Annotated in this window: 17 protein-coding genes; 8 read left to right on the top strand and 9 right to left on the bottom strand. The window is 69.9% G+C overall.

Features of this window, described 5'->3' with window-relative positions:
* Positions 1 to 53 precede the first annotated feature (53 nt).
* Together HS104_32455 and HS104_32450 are read left to right on the top strand one after the other, a co-directional pair.
* Positions 54 to 755, top strand: coding sequence for a response regulator transcription factor (locus tag HS104_32455; GenBank protein ID MBE7484666.1), 702 nt, complete (start codon positions 54 to 56; stop codon positions 753 to 755).
* Positions 752 to 2,242, top strand: a complete 1,491-nt coding sequence (locus tag HS104_32450; GenBank protein MBE7484665.1) for a two-component sensor histidine kinase — start codon at positions 752 to 754, stop codon at positions 2,240 to 2,242. Before HS104_32455 ends, HS104_32450 begins: the two co-directional genes overlap by 4 nt.
* A gap of 2 nt (positions 2,243 to 2,244) precedes the next feature.
* On the opposite strand, the gene HS104_32445 is transcribed toward HS104_32450, so the two are convergent.
* Together HS104_32445 and HS104_32440 are read right to left on the bottom strand one after the other, a co-directional pair.
* Positions 2,245 to 2,982 carry a class I SAM-dependent methyltransferase gene (locus HS104_32445; GenBank protein ID MBE7484664.1) on the bottom strand — a complete coding sequence of 246 codons (738 nt, stop codon included), beginning with the start codon at positions 2,980 to 2,982 and terminating at the stop codon, positions 2,245 to 2,247.
* Positions 2,973 to 3,494 carry a hypothetical protein gene (locus HS104_32440; protein ID MBE7484663.1) on the bottom strand — a complete coding sequence of 174 codons (522 nt, stop codon included), beginning with the start codon at positions 3,492 to 3,494 and terminating at the stop codon, positions 2,973 to 2,975. The genes HS104_32445 and HS104_32440 overlap by 10 nt, the downstream gene beginning before the upstream one ends.
* A 133-nt stretch (positions 3,495 to 3,627) precedes the next feature.
* Here HS104_32440 and uppS point away from each other — a divergent pair, with 133 nt between their 5' ends.
* Positions 3,628 to 4,530: a di-trans,poly-cis-decaprenylcistransferase gene (uppS, locus tag HS104_32435; protein MBE7484662.1), complete on the top strand. Its 903-nt coding sequence runs from the start codon at positions 3,628 to 3,630 to the stop codon at positions 4,528 to 4,530.
* A gap of 3 nt (positions 4,531 to 4,533) precedes the next feature.
* Here uppS and HS104_32430 read toward each other — a convergent pair whose 3' ends face one another.
* Positions 4,534 to 4,899: a DUF559 domain-containing protein gene (locus tag HS104_32430; GenBank protein MBE7484661.1), complete on the bottom strand. Its 366-nt coding sequence runs from the start codon at positions 4,897 to 4,899 to the stop codon at positions 4,534 to 4,536.
* A gap of 372 nt (positions 4,900 to 5,271) precedes the next feature.
* Between HS104_32430 and HS104_32425 the strand changes: the two genes are divergently transcribed.
* Complete coding sequence (locus tag HS104_32425) at positions 5,272 to 5,412, top strand: hypothetical protein (protein MBE7484660.1); 141 nt, start codon at positions 5,272 to 5,274, stop codon at positions 5,410 to 5,412.
* 47 nt (positions 5,413 to 5,459) lie between these two features.
* Here the strand turns inward: HS104_32425 and HS104_32420 are convergent, their stop codons facing one another.
* Positions 5,460 to 7,208 carry a hypothetical protein gene (locus tag HS104_32420; GenBank protein ID MBE7484659.1) on the bottom strand — a complete coding sequence of 583 codons (1,749 nt, stop codon included), beginning with the start codon at positions 7,206 to 7,208 and terminating at the stop codon, positions 5,460 to 5,462.
* A 318-nt stretch (positions 7,209 to 7,526) separates the two neighbouring features.
* Here HS104_32420 and HS104_32415 point away from each other — a divergent pair, with 318 nt between their 5' ends.
* From HS104_32415 to HS104_32405, 3 genes are all read left to right on the top strand, one after another.
* Complete coding sequence (locus HS104_32415; GenBank protein ID MBE7484658.1) at positions 7,527 to 8,891, top strand: hypothetical protein; 1,365 nt, start codon at positions 7,527 to 7,529, stop codon at positions 8,889 to 8,891.
* Positions 8,892 to 8,945: 54 nt separating this feature from the next.
* Positions 8,946 to 9,332, top strand: coding sequence for a YbaN family protein (locus HS104_32410; GenBank protein MBE7484657.1), 387 nt, complete (start codon positions 8,946 to 8,948; stop codon positions 9,330 to 9,332).
* A 63-nt stretch (positions 9,333 to 9,395) separates the two neighbouring features.
* Complete coding sequence (locus HS104_32405; GenBank protein MBE7484656.1) at positions 9,396 to 10,061, top strand: L-2-amino-thiazoline-4-carboxylic acid hydrolase; 666 nt, start codon at positions 9,396 to 9,398, stop codon at positions 10,059 to 10,061.
* Here HS104_32405 and HS104_32400 read toward each other — a convergent pair.
* From HS104_32400 to HS104_32380, 5 genes are all read right to left on the bottom strand, one after another.
* Complete coding sequence (locus HS104_32400) at positions 10,049 to 12,031, bottom strand: serine/threonine protein kinase (protein ID MBE7484655.1); 1,983 nt, start codon at positions 12,029 to 12,031, stop codon at positions 10,049 to 10,051. The genes HS104_32405 and HS104_32400 overlap by 13 nt on opposite strands.
* 7 nt (positions 12,032 to 12,038) lie before the next feature.
* Complete coding sequence (locus tag HS104_32395; protein ID MBE7484654.1) at positions 12,039 to 13,232, bottom strand: hypothetical protein; 1,194 nt, start codon at positions 13,230 to 13,232, stop codon at positions 12,039 to 12,041.
* 73 nt (positions 13,233 to 13,305) lie between these two features.
* Complete coding sequence (locus tag HS104_32390; protein MBE7484653.1) at positions 13,306 to 13,827, bottom strand: hypothetical protein; 522 nt, start codon at positions 13,825 to 13,827, stop codon at positions 13,306 to 13,308.
* Positions 13,828 to 13,848: 21 nt separating this feature from the next.
* Positions 13,849 to 14,112, bottom strand: a complete 264-nt coding sequence (locus tag HS104_32385; protein MBE7484652.1) for a hypothetical protein — start codon at positions 14,110 to 14,112, stop codon at positions 13,849 to 13,851.
* Positions 14,109 to 14,477 carry a group 1 truncated hemoglobin gene (locus HS104_32380; protein ID MBE7484651.1) on the bottom strand — a complete coding sequence of 123 codons (369 nt, stop codon included), beginning with the start codon at positions 14,475 to 14,477 and terminating at the stop codon, positions 14,109 to 14,111. The genes HS104_32385 and HS104_32380 overlap by 4 nt, the downstream gene beginning before the upstream one ends.
* Before the next feature lie 174 nt (positions 14,478 to 14,651).
* Between HS104_32380 and HS104_32375 the strand changes: the two genes are divergently transcribed.
* Positions 14,652 to 16,724, top strand: a complete 2,073-nt coding sequence (locus HS104_32375; protein ID MBE7484650.1) for a response regulator — start codon at positions 14,652 to 14,654, stop codon at positions 16,722 to 16,724.
* Position 16,725 lies beyond the last annotated feature (1 nt).

Raw genomic sequence — 16,725 nt, 5'->3', positions numbered from 1 at the left:
CTCCACGCGTTCTCCCCGCCCCGTGCACGCTCTGGTGCTACCGTCCGGGAGGGATGGCACAGCGCATCCTGGTCGTGGAGGACGAGCCCGCCATCGCGGAATCGGTGGCGTATGCCCTGCGTCGCGACGGCTTCACGGTGGAGATCGCCGGCACTTGCGACGCCGCGACGCGCGCCGGGGACTCGGAGCTCATCGTCCTCGACCTGATGCTCCCGGACGGCAGCGGCTTCGACCTGATCGGCACCTGGCGGCGCGCCGGTCGCTCGACGCCCATCATCGTGCTGTCGAGCCGCGACGGCGAGGCCGACCGCGTCGCGGCGCTGGAGACCGGCGCGGACGACTACGTGATGAAGCCGTTCTCTCCCCGCGAGGTCGTCGCGCGAGTGCGGGCCGTGCTGCGGCGCGCCAGTCCGGGCAAGAGCTCGCCGGCCGCCCCAGGGCGCCCGCCCCTCGGGGTGGACGAGGCGACGCGGCGCGCGCAGGTGGACGGCAAGCCCCTGGAGCTCACTCGCGTCGAGTTCGACCTCTTGGCCTGCCTGCTCGAGAGCCCCGGCCGCGTGTACACGCGCGCGCAGATCATCGACAAGGTCTGGGGCGACGGCTTCGCCATCACCGACCGAACCATCGACTCGCACGTGAAGAGCCTGCGCAAGAAGGTGGCCGACGCGGGCGGCGACCCGGGCCTGATCGAGACCGTGCGGGGAGTCGGGTACCGCATCGCCGAGGAGCCGCCGAACGGCGCCGAGAAGCCGTGATCCGCCTGGTCGTCGTCGCTGCTGCCGCCATCGGGTTGATCCTGTTCGCGGCCTTCGTGGTGTCGCGCCTGCTCGCGACGCGCACCCGCGGCCTCTCGATCCGCATGCAGATCTTCCTGGCGCTCGGCCTAATCGTCGGGGCCTTCGCCTTCGGGCTGGGCATCATGGTGATCGACCGCATCGAGGCGCGAGCCGTGCGCCTGGCGAGCCAGGCGGCGCTGGACGAGAGCGCGGTGGTGGCCGGGATCGTCGGCGCCGAGATGGACCGCGGCAACATCCGCATCGAAGAGATCGCCGTGCGCCTCGAGACCGAGCGCGAGCGGGGCGCGGAGCTCTCCTTCGAGCTGCTCGACCGCGACGGGCGCATGCTCTTTCCGCGCGGCCGGGCCAGCAGGAAGGGCGAGCCCGGCACCGTCAGCGTGGACACGCCCATCGTGATCCGCGGCGCCGCAGCGGGCTCCGCCCGCGTGGTCAAGCCGACGGTGGTGATGTTGAGGCTGCTCGAGGACTTCGCGCCGACGGTGCTGGTCATCAGCCTGGTCCTGGGCGCAGCGGCGGCGGCGGCGGCCGCGCTGATCGGGCGCGCCATCGCCCGCCCCATCGAGAAGCTCAGCACCTTCGCCGAGAAGGTCAGCGCCGGGGAGCGGGTCGCCGCACCGCTCGAGCCGGCCGGACGCGAGGTGACGCGCCTGAACCGCTCCATCGACTCGATGCGCCGCCAGCTCCAAGGCCGTCCCTTCGTCGAGACCTTCGCCGCCGATCTGTCCCACGAGCTGAAGAACCCCGTGGCCGCGATCCGCGCCAGCGCCGAGGTGCTCGAGGAAGGGGCCATCGACGAGCCGGAGGAGGCGCGGCGCTTCGTCGGGCGCATCCGCGAGGCGACCGAGCGCATCGAACGACTGCTCGGCGATCTGCTGAGCCTCGCGCGCATCGAGGCGCGCGGCGCGGAAGACCTGGAGGTCGTCGACCTCGGTACCGTGGTCCGCGTCGCGCTCGACGCGCTCGGTGACGCTTCCGCTCGAGTCAGGAGCCGCACCGAGGGGGACACGCGCATCCGCGGCGAAGAAGCCTGGCTGGTCCGCTGCATCGACAACCTGCTGGAGAACGCGCTGATTCACTCGGGCGACGACCAACCCGTCGAGCTCCACCTGCGCCGGGAAGAAGACGGAGTGGTGCTCGACGTGGCGAGCTCCGGCTCCGTTCCCAAGCACGTCCGCGAACGGCTCTTCCGACGCTTCGTCACCACCCGCTCGGACAAAGGCGGCACCGGGCTCGGCCTGTCGATCGTGCGGGCCGTAGCCGAGGCGCACGGTGGTCGCGCCGAGCTGGCCGAGGCGGGTCCGCCCCGGGTGGTGTTCCGCCTGGTCTTCCCGCCGGCGCGCCGGCGCGCCGCCGAGCAGATCAAGGAAGCCGCGGGCGAGGCCCGCGAGGCCCTCGAGCGGCGCTCGAAGCCCAGGCACGACGCGCCGGTCGAGGAAGAGACCTGACGTCAGAGCCGCGTGGCGAAGAACGCCAGGCGCCTGGGTAGGAGCTCGACCTTGCCGTACGCGCGGGCGGTGCTGACGCGAAAGCCGGCGCCTCGCAAGAGCGAGGTCACCTCGTCGCGCCGCACCAAGCGCTGCGCGTGTGTCTCCGCGCTCCGCCGATAGCTGGCGCCGACGCGCCGAAAGGTCGTGATGCGACGCTCGAGGCGCGCGCCGCGCTCCTGCACCTCGCTCAGCACGGCCCAGTCCCACGTTGCACGGAATCCACGCGCGTCGAGCCGCGGGCTGCCGTCCTTCACGATCAGGTCGAACGCGAACAGCCCACCGGGCCGGAGCGCGCGCGCCACGCGCGCGAACAGCCGCCGGAGCGACGGCGCCCGCCCGCGAACGGGGACGTAGGCCAGGCCCTCGCCCAGCGCGAGCACCGCCTCGCACCTCGGCAGCGGGAATTCGTGGAGCGACGCCCGCACGAAGCACGCCCCGGGCGCCGCGCGCTTCGCCAGGCGCAGCATGGCCGGCGACACGTCCACTCCCAGGACGTCGTAGCCGGCCCGCCCGAGCCGCGCCGCCAAGATGCCGCTCCCGCAGCCGAGCTCGACCACGAGCCCCCGTCGAATGCCGCGAGCGCGCAGCTCGGCCACGAGCGCGGGACCGGCTCGGTGCGCGAGGGCGCCGAACCCCGCGTCATGGATGTACGCGAGGTCGGCGCCGTAGTGATCGTGCGCGCTTCGGGTTACTGGCACTCGGTGGAGCAGCTCTGCGCGGCGCACGCCTGCGCCGTTCCCCACAGCTGGTAGGCCGCGTCCGTGGTCGGGCAAGGCGTGGTCAAGCAGGTCTTCAGACCCGCCGCGTCGGTCGCGGCCGAGCAGTCCGGGTTGTTCTGCACGACGCAGGTGTTGAAGGTGTTGCAGGTCGTGTCCTGCCCGCAGGCGACGAACTCGTTGCAGCACTTGCCGGTGATGCAGTCCGCGCAGGCCTGGGACACGCCCTGGATCTGGAGCGGGCACGCGGTCGACCCACCGGAGCCTCCTCCGCCGCCGCTGCTGGCTCCGCCAGCGCCGCCGCTGGTCGAGCCGCCCATGCTGCCGCCGGCCCCGCCCGTCGCCATGCCGCCGCTACCGCCGGTGGTGCCGCCGCCGGTGCCGTAGCCGCCGGCCCCACCGGTGCCTCCGGAGTCAGACGATGCGGTACACGCCGCAAGCGACGCGAGCCAGACGGTTGCGATGCCCACTGAGACCGAGACGACGAGCTTCATTTTCCAGGACCTCCCGAGCGCTTGGACGCACGAGCGTCCAGCGGCACCCGTCGCTGCGGATACCGCCGCGCGGGCCGAGGGGCAACCGCCTCGTCTCGCCAGGAGGCTTCAACCCCTGGATAAGCCTCTACTTATGTGGGTTGGACCCGGGCGAGTGTCGCGGATTCCATCAAACCTCCACACAGGCCCCCCGCCTCCCGCGCTTCTCTTTGCCACCCTGAGCCATCGGAAGCTCGCTTGGCTTCGGGAGACGGAAAACATCGTGTCTGAGAACGGCAAAGTCAGGGTTCCTCGTCACATCGCCATCATCATGGACGGCAACGGCCGCTGGGCCCGCGAGCGCGGGCTGGAGCGCGTCGAAGGCCACGCGGAGGGCGCCCGCGCCGTTCGCGACGCGGTCGAGACGGCCGCCCGCATCGGCGTCGAGTACCTGACGCTGTACGCGTTCAGCGTGGCCAACTGGGCCCGGCCCCGCGGCGAGGTCGAAGCGCTGATGCGACTGCTCGTCGACTTCGCCAAGAAGGAGCGCTCCGAGCTGCGTTCGCTGGGCATCCGCGTGAACGTCATCGGCGCGCTCGAAGATCTGCCGACCGGCACGCGGCACGCGGTGGAGGATCTGATCCGCTACACGGCCGACGGCGACAAGATGACGCTGACCCTGGCGCTCTCCTACGGCGGACGCCAGGACATCGTCGAAGCCGCCCGCGCCCTCGCCGTGCGCGCCCGCGCCGGGCTCGTGCTGCCGGAGGAGATCGACGAGAGCTTCTTCCACCGCGAGATGACCACGCGCTCGCTCCCCGACGTGGACCTCCTGATCCGCACCGGAGGCGAGAGCCGGCTCTCCGACTTCCTGCTCTACGAAGCGGCCTACGCGGAGCTCTCCTTCCTGCCGATCATGTGGCCGGACTTCCGCCCCTCCACGCTCCTCGACGCCATCACGCAGTTCTCCGGGAAAGAACGCCGCTTCGGCCGCACCTCCGATCAGGTCAAACGCGGCGAAGCCGCAGCGTTCGACCCGCTCGATCCCGCGGAATGACGCTCACCCGCCAAGCGCTTCGCGTACCCGGCGGAGCGCCTCCGGGAGCGCGCGCTCCACGAGCTCAGCCTCCAGCCGCAGCACGCGGTAGCCGAGCCTCGCGAGCTTCTGCTCCCGGCGCGCGTCCGCCGCCCGGCGACCGCGGTGCACGCTGCCGTCCACCTCGATGATCAGTCGCTGGGCTGGCACGACGAAGTCGGCGATGCAGTCTCCGATGACGACCTGACGCCGCACCTCGACGCCTAGCTGACGCGCGCGAAGCGCAGACCAGAGCGCGGTCTCCGACGCGGTGGCCGCTGCCCGCATCGCGGCGGCGCGTTCCGCGAGGAGCTGTTGACGGCGGAGTTGATGACGGTCACGAGCGAGCATGGTTCCTCCGAGGCCCGGCGCGGTGGGCGGGCTTCGCGACCCAGGGCGCAGGCTCTGTGACACGCCGCCTCAGACGCTCTCGAGCACGCACGCGCACGCGGCCTCGGCATGGCGCGTCAGTTCACCGCGCGGCGTGGCGCAGAGCGTGCGCCGCCGAGCGCAGCCCGACCGCCGCGCCGGGCCGAGGACACCATGCCGCTCGTAACGGCGTGCGACGACGTGCCAGCCACGGAGCACCGCACGTGACGCCGTGCGAAGACGCACCAAGCTCGGGACGACCCGTCTTCCCCATTCGGGCGAAGCCCGAATGAGGGGAAGACCGCAGGCGCGCAGGCGCGAAGCGCCGAGCACCTGCGAGCTGGGGCAGGATGAATGTGGCCGGACTTCTGCCCTGCCACGCTGCTCGACGCCATCAAGGACTTCTCCGGCAAGGAGCGCCGCTTCGGCCGCACTTCCGATCAAGTCAAGCGCGGCGAGGCCGCAGCGTTCGACCCGCTCGATCCGGCTGAGTGACTCAGCGCGCGAGCGCACGCGCGGTCACGCGCTCGTGACCCATGCGCTCAGCGCGGACAGGTCATGTGCTTCTCGGGGTGCTCGCGGTAGTCCTGCGAGTCCACCTCGGGGCACGCCTCGCGAATCGCCGCCTTCAGCGTCGTGACCTGCTCGTGGTTCAGCGCCATGGAGTCGTAGACCAGCGGGATCGGCCCGGTCCCGTTCTGCACCTCGTCCAGGATCTCGGCATAGGCGCCGGCTGCCTCGCCGGTCTGCCAGATGCTCTCGAAGTTCTCGACGAAGTCGCCGACCAAGCCCTGGAAGGCGGCGCCGCGGTAGACCACCATGTTCTCCATGGTCTCGTGCTCGGCGTTGTCGGACAGATTGTAGCTACCTGACGCCAGCACCGCGCCGTCCACGATCAGGTACTTGTGGTGCATCTGCGGCGCGTAGCTGTGGTGCCAGCGGTAGGCGTAGTGCTTGAAGCGCAGCGGCACGCCGGCCTTCGCCACCGGGTAGGACCAGTGAAAGTCCTTGTCGTAGCAGGCCTGCTTCTTGGTCGCGTTGTCGCCTGCGGCGACCACGCAGGCGTCCAGGTCCTTCTTCTCCAGCGCGCTGGTCGAGGCCGAGACGTACTCCTGACCGTCCACGTACACCCGGACGTCGAGGCTCGGATTCGCGTTCTTCGCCGCCAAGAGCGCCTCCGTCACCGGGCGCGAGCGCAGGTGACCGGACGCGATCCAGATCGACTGTTTGGCCTCGCCGATCAGGCCGACTAGAACGTCCGCCACGGTGTTCTTCTGGGGGACGACCGAGAAGCCGGGGCCGAGCGCCGAGGAGAAGAGCTTGAAGTTGTCGCTGGTGAAGGCTGCCTGGGTCTCTGCGGCGTCGAGCCCCATCCAGGCCGAGATGGGCAGGCTCTTCTCGGCCTCGCGCGGCGTGCTGCTGACGAAGTCGCGAGAGTTCTCCCAGAGGTAGTTGAACTCCTTCTGAAAGGCCAGGGCGAGCTCCGGCGCGCCACGCAGCACCACGGTGTTCTCGTCGTAGCGCGTGCCGGCGGAGCTCGACCAGTTGCCGCTGCCGGTCATCAGCGTGGCGCCCAGCGCGGCGAAGGCGCTCGAACGCGGACCGTCGACGATCATGAACTTGTGGTGCATGATCTTGTTGATGAAGCGTACGTCGATGCCTTTGGCCTCGACCTGGGCCGACTTCGTGCCGGCCGGCGCCTTGGCCTCGGCCCGCGCGGGCTCGAACAGGAAGCGCACGGCCACGCCGCGGCCCCGAGCACGCCCGAGGGCGTCGAGGATCTGCGCGTCGCTGAAGCTGTACATCGCGATGTCGATGGACTCCTGGGCGGCGTCGATCAGCTCGACCGCGCGGGCCAGGTGGCTCGTGTCCCGCGTCGGCTGCGGCGACATGATGACCTGCGAGGACGGGTAGTCTCCGGTCGGGCAGAACGCTGCGCCCTTCGACGCGAGCTTCGTCAGCGCCGCCGGGCCCACGTACGGCACGGCGTCGAGCTCCTCGAGCGAGCCGAACGCGACGCCTTCGACGCCACCCCGAGCTTGGACGATCCGTTTGGCCGCCAGCGAGTGCACGCCGCTCGCGCGTAGAGTGGCGACGTCCGCGCTGGGGTCGTTGGCGAAAAGGAGCGCCGCGTCCACCTGGCACTGGGTCAGCGTGGAGTCGGCCTTGCCGGGAGCCGGGATGCTGGCGTTCTCGGCGTCGGGCGAAGGGCCCTCGTCCTCGGAAGCGGAGTCGACAGCGCAGCCGGCGCTCAGGATCGATGCAGCCAACAGCATGTAAAGCTTGCGCATTTGACTCTCCTTGGCCGAGACGCGGCGCACATTATCCTACATTGTGGGTGGTTTCAAGACACAAGTTGGCGGGTCAGCGCTGGAGCAACCCGGCGACCGCGCGGTGCCTGAAGGTCGAGGCGCGTGGTGTATGCGGGCAGAGAAAGACCAGGCGATTTGCGCCAACTGCGACCCAGCCTGCCGACTTGCGGCCACTACCTGGCTCTGGTGAGCCCTTCACCAAAGCCGCCTGCGGCTTCAGCACCGGCGGCGCGTACACCGCGATCGACTATCAGTGAGACCGTCACGAATGCGCCTTCTGCCTCGATGGGAGCTCACATGAAGCGCTCGATGCTCGCGGTCGCGTTGGTCATCTCGTGTGCGTCACCGGTTCGGCGGGCGCCGGAGGTGCGGGCGAGCGCTCCCCAGGCGCCGGCGCCTCCGCCGATCGCGTCCGCGCCGGTACCGGCGGGGCCCGAGCTCGAAGCGCCGCCGGCCGATCCCCCGCGCCTGGTCGCATTCGCCGGGGACGGGACGTTGCTGGTGGAGGGCTCGCGGTCGCTGCTCGCGTGGACGTCCCAGGGCGGATCCCGGGAGGTCCCCTTGCCGGAGGGGCAGCGCACGCTCGTCACCTCGTCGGCCCACGCCGGAGTGGTGCTCGTCCTCCCGGAGCGCGTGGCGCTCCTCACCACACCCGATCTGGCGGTCGCACACGACGGTCCCGGGACCGCGCTCACCGACGTGCCGGCGATCACCCTCGAGCGCGAGCGCGTGCTCTTGGTGCAGGCCGGCTCGAAGCTCGCCCGCCTCGATACGCGCAGCGCGCCCCCAGGCGCGAGCGTCGAGACCGTCACACCCTTGCTCGGCGGCATGCGCTTCAGCGTGACCTTCGTCGAGACGGCGCCCGACGGCAGCGCGCGGCAGAGCGCCCTGCTCTACGACCCGGAGCGCCAGCTGGTGCTCGGCCCGGGGCTTCCCTTCCAGCAGTATCCAATCGCGCCGCCGCGCGCGGGAGTGAGCGGCAAGATCGGGTTCTCCATCGAGAACCGGCAGGTGCTTCGCTGGGATCTCGAGAAGGGCACGGTCGAGCGCCGCGCGGTCGTGCGCTGTACCGGCGATCGCGAGTTGGGCAACCCGACGCCGAGCCCGAACGGGGACTTGCTCGTCGTCACCTGCGGCGACGATCTGGTCGTGCTTGACGGCGTGACGCTGAAGAGCCGCCGCCGCGTCACGCGCGTCGTCCCCGGCTGCGATCAGGGCCCGATCCTGAATGGGACGGTCCTCCCCGACGGCAAGACCCTGCTGCTCGAGGGCTGCGGCGGCATCGCCAAGCTGGACCTCGGGCGCGGCAAGTACACCTGCGGCGACTCCGCCGGCGTGATGGGCGCGCCGTACCTCGACGCTCCTCCGGCGCCGGGCGCAGCGGTGGGAGTGCCCGCGGGGCGCGCCAGCGTGCCCGCGTGCACCCAGAACGCCGAGGCTCAGCCGGTTCCGCTCGGTCGCACGGGTCGCTCCAGGATCGTGTACGGCGAGCGCATGCGGATCGTGCAGGACTCGACCGAGCTCGAGCTCGAGGCCGACAGCCAGGTCCCGGTCCTCTCCCCGGACGAGGTGTGGCTCGCCTACGCTCGCACCGACCACGTCGTGGTGCGCGGGTTGCCGGACGGCAAAGTGCGGACATTGCTCCGGCTCGGCGCGCGCTGAAAGCCCCACCCGCGCTGCTTTGCCCGAGCGCGCCCGGCGTGCAAAGGTCGGGGCGTGCGCGTCGCGTGGATCTTCCTCGGCCTCGCCTTCACGGCGCTCGGTTTCGCGGGCCTGGCGCTGCCCCTGCTGCCGGGGACGCCGTTCTTCCTGCTCGCGGCCTGGGCGTTCGCGCGCTCGAGCCCGCGGCTCCTCGCCTGGTTGCTCTCGCTCCCCCACATCGGTCAGGCGATTCGCGACTACCGCAACGGCCTGGGGATGCCGCGGCGCGCGAAGCTCGCTGCGGCGGCGGTCGCCTCGGTCGCCGTGGGCACGAGCGCGATCGTGGCGACGAGCATGGTCGTCAAGGTCGCGGTGCTACTGGCCGGTGTGTTGGGAGTCGGTTACGTGCTGCTCCGCGTTCCGACCCGAGAGGTCGTTCTGGCGGCCGAGCGCTCCGAGTGATGCTGCCTCGCGCATCCGCGTCCTCAACGCGAGCAGCTCATCGTCATGATAGAGTCGGGCGGCATGCCCGTGACCCCGCTGTCGCGCCTCACGAAGCGCGAGCTCGATCGCTTCGATCGATCGACGGGGATCCCGACGGCGCTCGGCGTCATCCGGCGACACCTGGGCCTCTTGCGCACGCTTCGCGTCGGAGTTTCGCTGATCGTGCGGCGGGATCTCGATCCACTCGCGGACGTACCCCGTGCCGGCTGGGACGACTGGCGAGAAGATCTCTGCCGCCACCAGCTGCGCACCTTGTTCCACCTCGATGACGTCTTGCGCGACGTGATCGGGCTCGACGACCAGGCCAAGAACGCCCTCCTGGGCGACGTGATCGTGGAGACGGGTGCGCGTTTCGTGGCGAAGAGCGTCCAGGCGCCGGCGCCGGAAGAGTGGGCGAAGGCGCCCGAGCCGGAGCGCGACGAGTTCTTGAAGTCGATCGGCGAGAGGATGTTCAACGCGGAGATCGGCACCGTGCAGGGAGGCGATCGCGAGCTCGCAGTCGACGTGACCGCCTGCCGGCTGGTGGAGCTGTGCAACGCAGCCGGCCGAGGTCATCTCGCTCCCAACTTCTGTGCCGCGGACTCTCGGCACTTCGACTCCGAAGGCTCTCTCCTGGGCTTGCGCCGCGGCAAGACCATCGCCGAGGGCTCCGCGCGCTGCGAGTTTCGCTTCTACTATCGCGAGTGAGGCGCGGCTGCTTCCGCTGCGTCGACGACGCGGGCTTCGGGCGCGAGCTGGCGCAGCATCCACGCCTGCAAGTGCTGCTGGCGACGCAAGCGCCGGACCACGTCGCTCTGACGATAGCCGACGAACGCCGGGCCGATGACCGCCGTGGCCACGGCCTCCGCCGCGCCCAGCGGGAGCGCGAGTGGCGGCAGCTCGACGAAGCGCGGACGAATGTGAATGCCGTCCGCGACGAACTCGTACGCCGGGGTGATCCAGCCCGTGTACTCGAGCGCGACGGGGATCGCGACGCTGAGGATGCCCATGGCCAGGATCACCCAGCGGTATTTCCCCGTCCGCGCCATGCTCAGGATGATCACGTGAGCCGCGGCGTAGGCGGGGACCAGGATCAGCGGCCCGGCGATGCCAGAGTCCGCTGCGATGGCGGCGAAGCCGAAGAAGCCAATGACGAGCACGTGACCGGCGACGATGCGCTCGCGCTTCGCGACGTAGACGCACATGGCGGACGCGAGCCACTGCGGGATGACGATGGCAGCGAGCCAGCGCACGTCGCGCAGGCCCAGGATGAACGCCGCCACGACGGCGACTGCGCCGTTCGCGAAATAGGTGCCAATCCCCTGTCGCGCCGTGGCGCGGGCTTCCGCCGTCTCCTCCCGAGCGACTTCGGCTTCGACCTCTGGAGGAAGCACCGGCGGGGGTTCGAGCAACATACGCATCATGACCGCCGCCGCGCGGGCGGAGGTCGGATCCAGCGCCAGCGCCCGACCCGCCTCTTGCATCGCACGCCGGCGCTCCGCGATCGGATCCCCGTCGTTCGTTCTCGAGCGTTCCGCCGCGCCCTCGGCGGCCAGGATGTGCTGGTCGGCAAGCCGCATCCGAAGCTCGGCGTCGCGATCGCCGTCGAGATAGTCCTGGATGCCGTCAGCCAGGGCTTGGGCCGACTCGAGACGCTCTTCACGAGCGCGCCGCGTGGCCGCCGCGCAGAGCCCGGTCAGCTCGGGAGGAACGTTCTTGTCCGCCATGCGTGCGGCAGCGTCGGAGCCGCGTATGGAGCTCTCGATGAGCTGCTTGGTCCCCTGGCCCTGGATGAACGGCTCGAGCGTCAGGATCTCGAACAAGATGGCGCCCAGCGAATAGACGTCCGAGCGCTGGTCGAGAGTCCCCTGACCCATGGCTTGCTCCGGAGCCATGTAGCCCGGCGTCCCCATGACCGAGCCTGCCACCGACACGCCCTGGGGGACGTGGCGTACGACGGGTGAAGTGGTGGTCGGCATCGGGTCGTCATCTAGATCGCGAACCATCGCGAGGCCCCAATCCAGCACGTACACCTCACCGAGCTCGCCCAACATGATGTTGTCGGGCTTCAGATCCCGGTGCACGACGCCGCGCCGGTGGGCGTATTCCACCGCCAGGCAGACCTGACGGAAGATCCCGAGCAGCTTGTTCAAGGGATACTCGTCGAGCGTCTCCTGCTTGCCGCGGCCCAGCGCATCCAGCACGAACGACAGGGTCCTGCCGCCAATGCGCTTCATCGTGAAGTACTCGCGGCCCTCCGGATCCGCGCCAATGTCGTAGACGGGAACGATCGCAGGATGCTCCAGCTGAGCCTGCACGCGTGCCTCGCGCAGGAAGCGCGCTCGGCCCTGGGACCAACCGTCTCTCTCTCCGGCGTGCATCATCTTCATCGCGACATCGCGGCCCGTCGCCGCGTCGTTCACGAGCCTCACCTCGCCCATGCCGCCCGCGCCCAGCCGCTGGCGGACGTCATAGCGCGCGACGAAGCGCGCATCCGCCTCCGGCGCGAAGGACAGCGTGGGCTGGACGTTGACGATCGGCGCCGCCTGGGTCACGGCGCTCGAGGCACGGCGAGCCCCCGCGAGCGCAGTGGCGCTGATGGTCGCGGCGTACGGGTCGCTCGGAGCGACCTCTACGGTCTCGGCCTGCCTCGGGTCCGGCTTCTTTTGCTCGTCCATGGGTGCTCTACGGGTCGAAACGCACTTCCTTCTCGGTGAGCTCTCCACTCGTGAGCTCGAGCTCGAACGCGGGGATCTCGCGGGTCGAAATCGGGGCATCCACCTGCAACAGGCTCAGCTCACCCTCGAGCCCGAGGCAGAGGTTGCCGATCTCCTTCACGGTGGAGGTGTTGGAGCAGAACAGATCGAGGCGTGCGCTGGCGCGGCCGGCGTCTGCCGCGTACTGAACGTCCCACAACCGCGCGCTCAGCTCCGTGAGATAACGCCCCGGCCCCGACACTGGTTCGCCGGCGAAGTTCACCGGATCCTGCACGACGACACAGGCGGGATCGATGTGACCGTCGGCGTTGATCCAGATGTCGAAGCGCTTGAGGCCCACCAACCCGGAGGCGAACTGAGGCTCGCCCGCGATCTCGAGCGCTTGCAGCGTGTCGTCCGCGTGCGGATGAAACGTGTTCTTGCCGTACTCCGTGGTTCCGAGCGTGTAGGCGATCTTCTGCAAGGACAGGGCGCTCGCGACCCCGCGGGCGCCCACCACCACGAAGTCGACGCGCAACCACGAGCTGGCTTGGGGCGCGGCAGCGTTCATGTTCGCTCGATCTGCCGCACCCAAGCTGTGGCGCGCGCGGACGGGCACCACGATCTCGGCTCCCTCGCGGCGCAGGTCACCGAGGGCGATGCCGACTCCCTGCGTGGTGAAGCCCTGGGCGGGGTCATAGGGCAGATCCGGATCCGACGCGAAGGGCGGCGGTGTCGGGTATTCGTTCGTGCTGAGGCGATAGCCGCGGATCCAAGCGGCGAGCGCGCCCTCGGCTGGGAGCTTCGAGGCATCCACGCGCGCGTCCACCTCGGCGACGAACGCGTCGGGATCCAGCGAGCCGGGGCCTGGGATGTGAATCAACACGGAGCCCTCGGTGGAGGCCAGCGCCTTGCCTTCGTAGAGCGTGAAGGCCTGCCGCACGATCGCGGTGTCGAACGCGCCGAAGGGGCCACCATCGTTCTGCCCCGCGAGCACGCCGCCCCGCTGGTCGTCCTGAGCGTCGAACCCGATCTCGAGCAGCGAGAGCCGATGGTCGAGCAGCTCCCAGCGCGTCGAGAGCTCGGTGCTCACGGCGACTGCCGGCGGGGGCTCGGGTTCGCCCCCCTCCTCCGGCGAGCAGGCGAGCAAGAGCACGCTCGAGAATGCGAGCAGTCCGCGCACGGCCAACACCTCCGAGTCGATGGTCGCACGCCCGCGCGGAAGCGAAAAGACCGGGCCTGGCCGCCGAGCCGGGTCAGAACTGATACTCGACCGTATTCAGCGACTTCACCTTGTCCTTCCAGGTGATGCCGTTGATCTGCTGCTTGATGCAGGCGACGACCTTGTCGTTCTTGGGCGTCGCGGTCAGGTCGATGCCGACGGCCTTGCCGTCCCAGATCGCGACCTTCAGCTTGAAGTGCTGGTTCGGCGCCATCTTGCACGGCTTGTAGAGGCTCTCCTCCATCAGCGGCTTGGCCAGCCGGTCCTGCTCGACGTTGACTCGCGGCGTGCCTTGCGGCACGGCGGCGATGGCCTCGTCCACCGAACTGTCTTCCTTGAAAGTCGGCTCAGCGGCGGGGCCTTTGCCCTCACCCTCACCTTTGCCTGCTTCGCCCGTCGGCTCCTCGGTGGGTTCGTCGCTCGGCTCCGACTTCGGCTCGGGCTTGGGCTCTTCTTGCACCGGCTCCGGCGATTCCGCAGGCGGTTGGCTACCGCCGCACGCCCCGACGAGCAGAAGTGCAGAACAGCAAAGACTGACCCAGAGCTTCCCCGGCATGGCGGGCCGAGGATAGCGCCGTCAGCGGGCGGCAGCCATCAGGCTCTTCATCGCGTCCAGCGTGTCCACCTGGGAGTCTCCCTTGAAGAACGCCAGGCGACCGCTGAAATGCCAGCGCAGGCGCTGGTCCAGCGGTTCCTTCAGGAACGCCTCGACCCCGAGCGAGCGCAGATTCCCGTCCTCGCGCACCTCCACGCGGTCGAACCAGAGCGCGTCCAGACGCAGCGTCACCTGCGTCTGCTCGGCCTCATCGGTCCACCCCCAGCGGCGGGCGGCGGCGCTCATCGTCCCAAGACGTCCTTCCGCGTCGATTCCACGATGCCGAGCACCTCTCCCACCAGCCCGCTCGGCACGGCCAGCTCGTTCAGCGTGTCCTTCAGGTGGAGCGCGATGCGATCGAAGTGCAGATCGCCCAGGCCGCGCGCAACCAGGCCCGCGTGGGCGGTCCGGAGATCGCGGCCGCTGTACCGGCTGGGGCCACCGAAGGCCATGGTCAGAAAGGCGATCTGTTTGTCCGCTTGAGCCTGCATGTTCAGGTGCGTGAAGAACGGCGACAGCTCCGGATCCGCCATCACCTTGCTGTAGAAGGCGTGCACGGTCGCGAAGATCGCCTCGTGCCCACCTAGCCGCTCGTACAGTGGTTTGTTCATGACCCAGCCCGCGAAAGGTATCATCGACCCGGGGTGAGCGTCTCCACTTAAGCGGAGTCGAGAACGGACGTTTTCGCCCGCGAAGGCGAAACCTGATTCTTGGCTGACGCTGACGAAATACCCGAGGATCGCGCTCGAAAAGACGCTTCGAGGCCGGTCGTCGAGGCCGCGACGTTGCGGTCGTTCACGGCTTGGTCGGCTGCGCTGTCGCTGGGGCTCACCTGCTCAGCGCTGGTCGGATGGCTCGGCGGCCGACCGGAGCTGGCTGCTCTGGGCACGAGCACCGTGCCCATGGCACCGAACACCGCGCTGGCGTTCATCGCCACCGCCGGCGCCTTACTGCTCCGGGCGCGCGGTCATGTGCTCCTCGCGCGAGTTGCGGTCTCCGGAGTCGCCCTGCTGGCGGTGTTCACCGTCCTCGAACGAGCGCTCAGCCTCGGTCTCGAGGTGGACCGCTGGCTCATGTCTACCGATGCCACCCTCCGCGGCGTACCCCTGGGTGTGATGTCGACTTACACGGCGCTCGCTTTCGCGCCGCTGTCGGTCGCGTTGATCCTGCCCTGGGAGCGGCGCACGTCGCGCCAGGCTGCGAGCACGCTCGCCACCGCGAGCGCGATGCTCGGTGCGGTGTTCCTGCTGGGTTACGCCTATCGGGCGCCGCTCTTCGAGGGCACCGCCGAGATCCCCATGGCGATCTCGACCGCATCAGCCTTCGTCTTGCTCGCGCTGGGAGTCATCGCGGTGACCGGTGCCGACACTTGGCCTCTCCGGCCGCTCATCGCTCACTCGGTCGAGGGCCTCCTCCTGCGCGCCTTCGCCCCGGTGTTGCTCGCGGCGGTGGTCGCCGAGGGGTTGTTGATCAGCACCGTCCTGCGCTCGTTTCCCCTCGGCAACCCGGCTATCGTCGCGGCCACCGTCGGGGTCGGCTCGAGCCTGGTCCTGGGTCTGGCTGCGACGCGCATCGCGGCGCGGGTCGCCAGGTCCATCGAGCGAGCAGAGCGCGCGGCGGCTGAAGCGCGCGATGCACTCGTCGAGGAGGTGGTGTCGCGCGCCCGCGCGGAGGCCTCGCTCGAGCGAGCCCGCTCCGAGCTGCTCCACGCGCAGAAGCTCCAGCCGCTGGCCCAGCTCGCGGGAGGCGTGGCGCACGACTTCAACAACCTGCTGTCGGTGATGCTCGGCCAATCGGAGCTGCTGGCGACCGACGAGCGCTTGCCCGATGGCGTGCGTGAGGTGGCGCGGGAGATCCGACACGCCGCCGACATCGCGACGAGCTTGACCCGCCAGCTCCTCGCATTCGCCCGCCGGCAACCCATGCAGCGCTCGGCCCTCGATCTGAACGCGCTGATCGCGGAGAACGCGGGCCTGATCCGCCACCTGGCCGGCCGAGACGTGGAGCTCGAGACGTCGCTCGGCGGTGCGGGCGGGATCGTGCTCGCCGATCGCGGCCAGGTGGAGCAGGTGTTGATGAACCTGACGGTGAACGCCGGCCAAGCGATGCCCAAGGGCGGGAAGCTGCGCATCTCCACGGCGCTGGTCGATCCCCGCGCCGCCGGGGTGGATGGCGAGCTGCCGCCGGGAACTCGACAGTGCGTTCTTCTCAGCGTCAGCGACACCGGCACCGGGATGGACGCCACGACCTTGGCACGCTTGTTCGAGCCCTTCTTCACGACCAAAGAAGGCGCGCGAGGAACCGGTCTCGGTCTCGCGACGGTACACGGCATCGTCCACCAGTCGGACGGGTGCATCCGGGTCACGAGCACGCTCGGACGGGGCAGCAGATTCGACATCTACCTTCCCCGCAGCGCGAGCAAGCCGTTGGCGCCAGCGGAGACGCCGGAACGGACGCCCGTGCGGGGCCGCGGAGAGCGCGTGCTCGTGGTCGATGACGACGCGATGGTGCGCCGCTCCACGCGGCGAATTCTGGAGCGGCGCGGCTTCGTCGTGCTCGAAGCCGCGTCGGGGGCGGAGGCGCTCCGCGAGGTGGAACGCGCGGAGGACATCGACGTGGTCGTCACCGACTTGGTCATGCCGGCCATGAGCGGACCGGATCTCGCCCGCGAGCTGCGCAAGGCGCGGCCTCGTCTACGCCTGCTGTTCATCTCTGGCTACGCCGCCGACACGGCCGCGGAGCGCGAGGAGCTGGACGGCGGGGCGGCCTTCCTCCAGAAGCCGTTCACGCCGGACGCGCTGACGGCCAAGCTGCGGGAGCTCTTGACGAGCGCCCCAGCATCGCTGGCGCGGAGCTGAG

This window comes from Polyangiaceae bacterium, assembly GCA_015075635.1.
In the GTDB taxonomy this organism is placed as follows: Bacteria; Myxococcota_A; Polyangia; order Polyangiales; family Polyangiaceae; genus JADJKB01.
This window is presented reverse-complemented; position numbering and strand designations above follow the sequence as displayed.

Excerpts from the sequence above, each read along its gene's own strand:
- HS104_32455 (MBE7484666.1), top strand. The coding sequence starts at position 54 with ATGGCACAGCGCATCCTGGTCGTGGAGGACGAGCCCGCCATCGCGGAA.
- HS104_32440 (MBE7484663.1), bottom strand. The coding sequence starts at position 3,494 with ATGAAGCTCGTCGTCTCGGTCTCAGTGGGCATCGCAACCGTCTGGCTC.
- uppS (MBE7484662.1), top strand. The coding sequence starts at position 3,628 with ATGTGGGTTGGACCCGGGCGAGTGTCGCGGATTCCATCAAACCTCCAC.
- HS104_32430 (MBE7484661.1), bottom strand. The coding sequence starts at position 4,899 with ATGCTCGCTCGTGACCGTCATCAACTCCGCCGTCAACAGCTCCTCGCG.
- HS104_32425 (MBE7484660.1), top strand. The coding sequence starts at position 5,272 with ATGTGGCCGGACTTCTGCCCTGCCACGCTGCTCGACGCCATCAAGGAC.
- HS104_32420 (MBE7484659.1), bottom strand. The coding sequence starts at position 7,208 with ATGCGCAAGCTTTACATGCTGTTGGCTGCATCGATCCTGAGCGCCGGC.
- HS104_32415 (MBE7484658.1), top strand. The coding sequence starts at position 7,527 with ATGAAGCGCTCGATGCTCGCGGTCGCGTTGGTCATCTCGTGTGCGTCA.
- HS104_32405 (MBE7484656.1), top strand. The coding sequence starts at position 9,396 with ATGCCCGTGACCCCGCTGTCGCGCCTCACGAAGCGCGAGCTCGATCGC.
- HS104_32400 (MBE7484655.1), bottom strand. The coding sequence starts at position 12,031 with ATGGACGAGCAAAAGAAGCCGGACCCGAGGCAGGCCGAGACCGTAGAG.
- HS104_32390 (MBE7484653.1), bottom strand. The coding sequence starts at position 13,827 with ATGCCGGGGAAGCTCTGGGTCAGTCTTTGCTGTTCTGCACTTCTGCTC.
- HS104_32385 (MBE7484652.1), bottom strand. The coding sequence starts at position 14,112 with ATGAGCGCCGCCGCCCGCCGCTGGGGGTGGACCGATGAGGCCGAGCAG.
- HS104_32380 (MBE7484651.1), bottom strand. The coding sequence starts at position 14,477 with ATGAACAAACCACTGTACGAGCGGCTAGGTGGGCACGAGGCGATCTTC.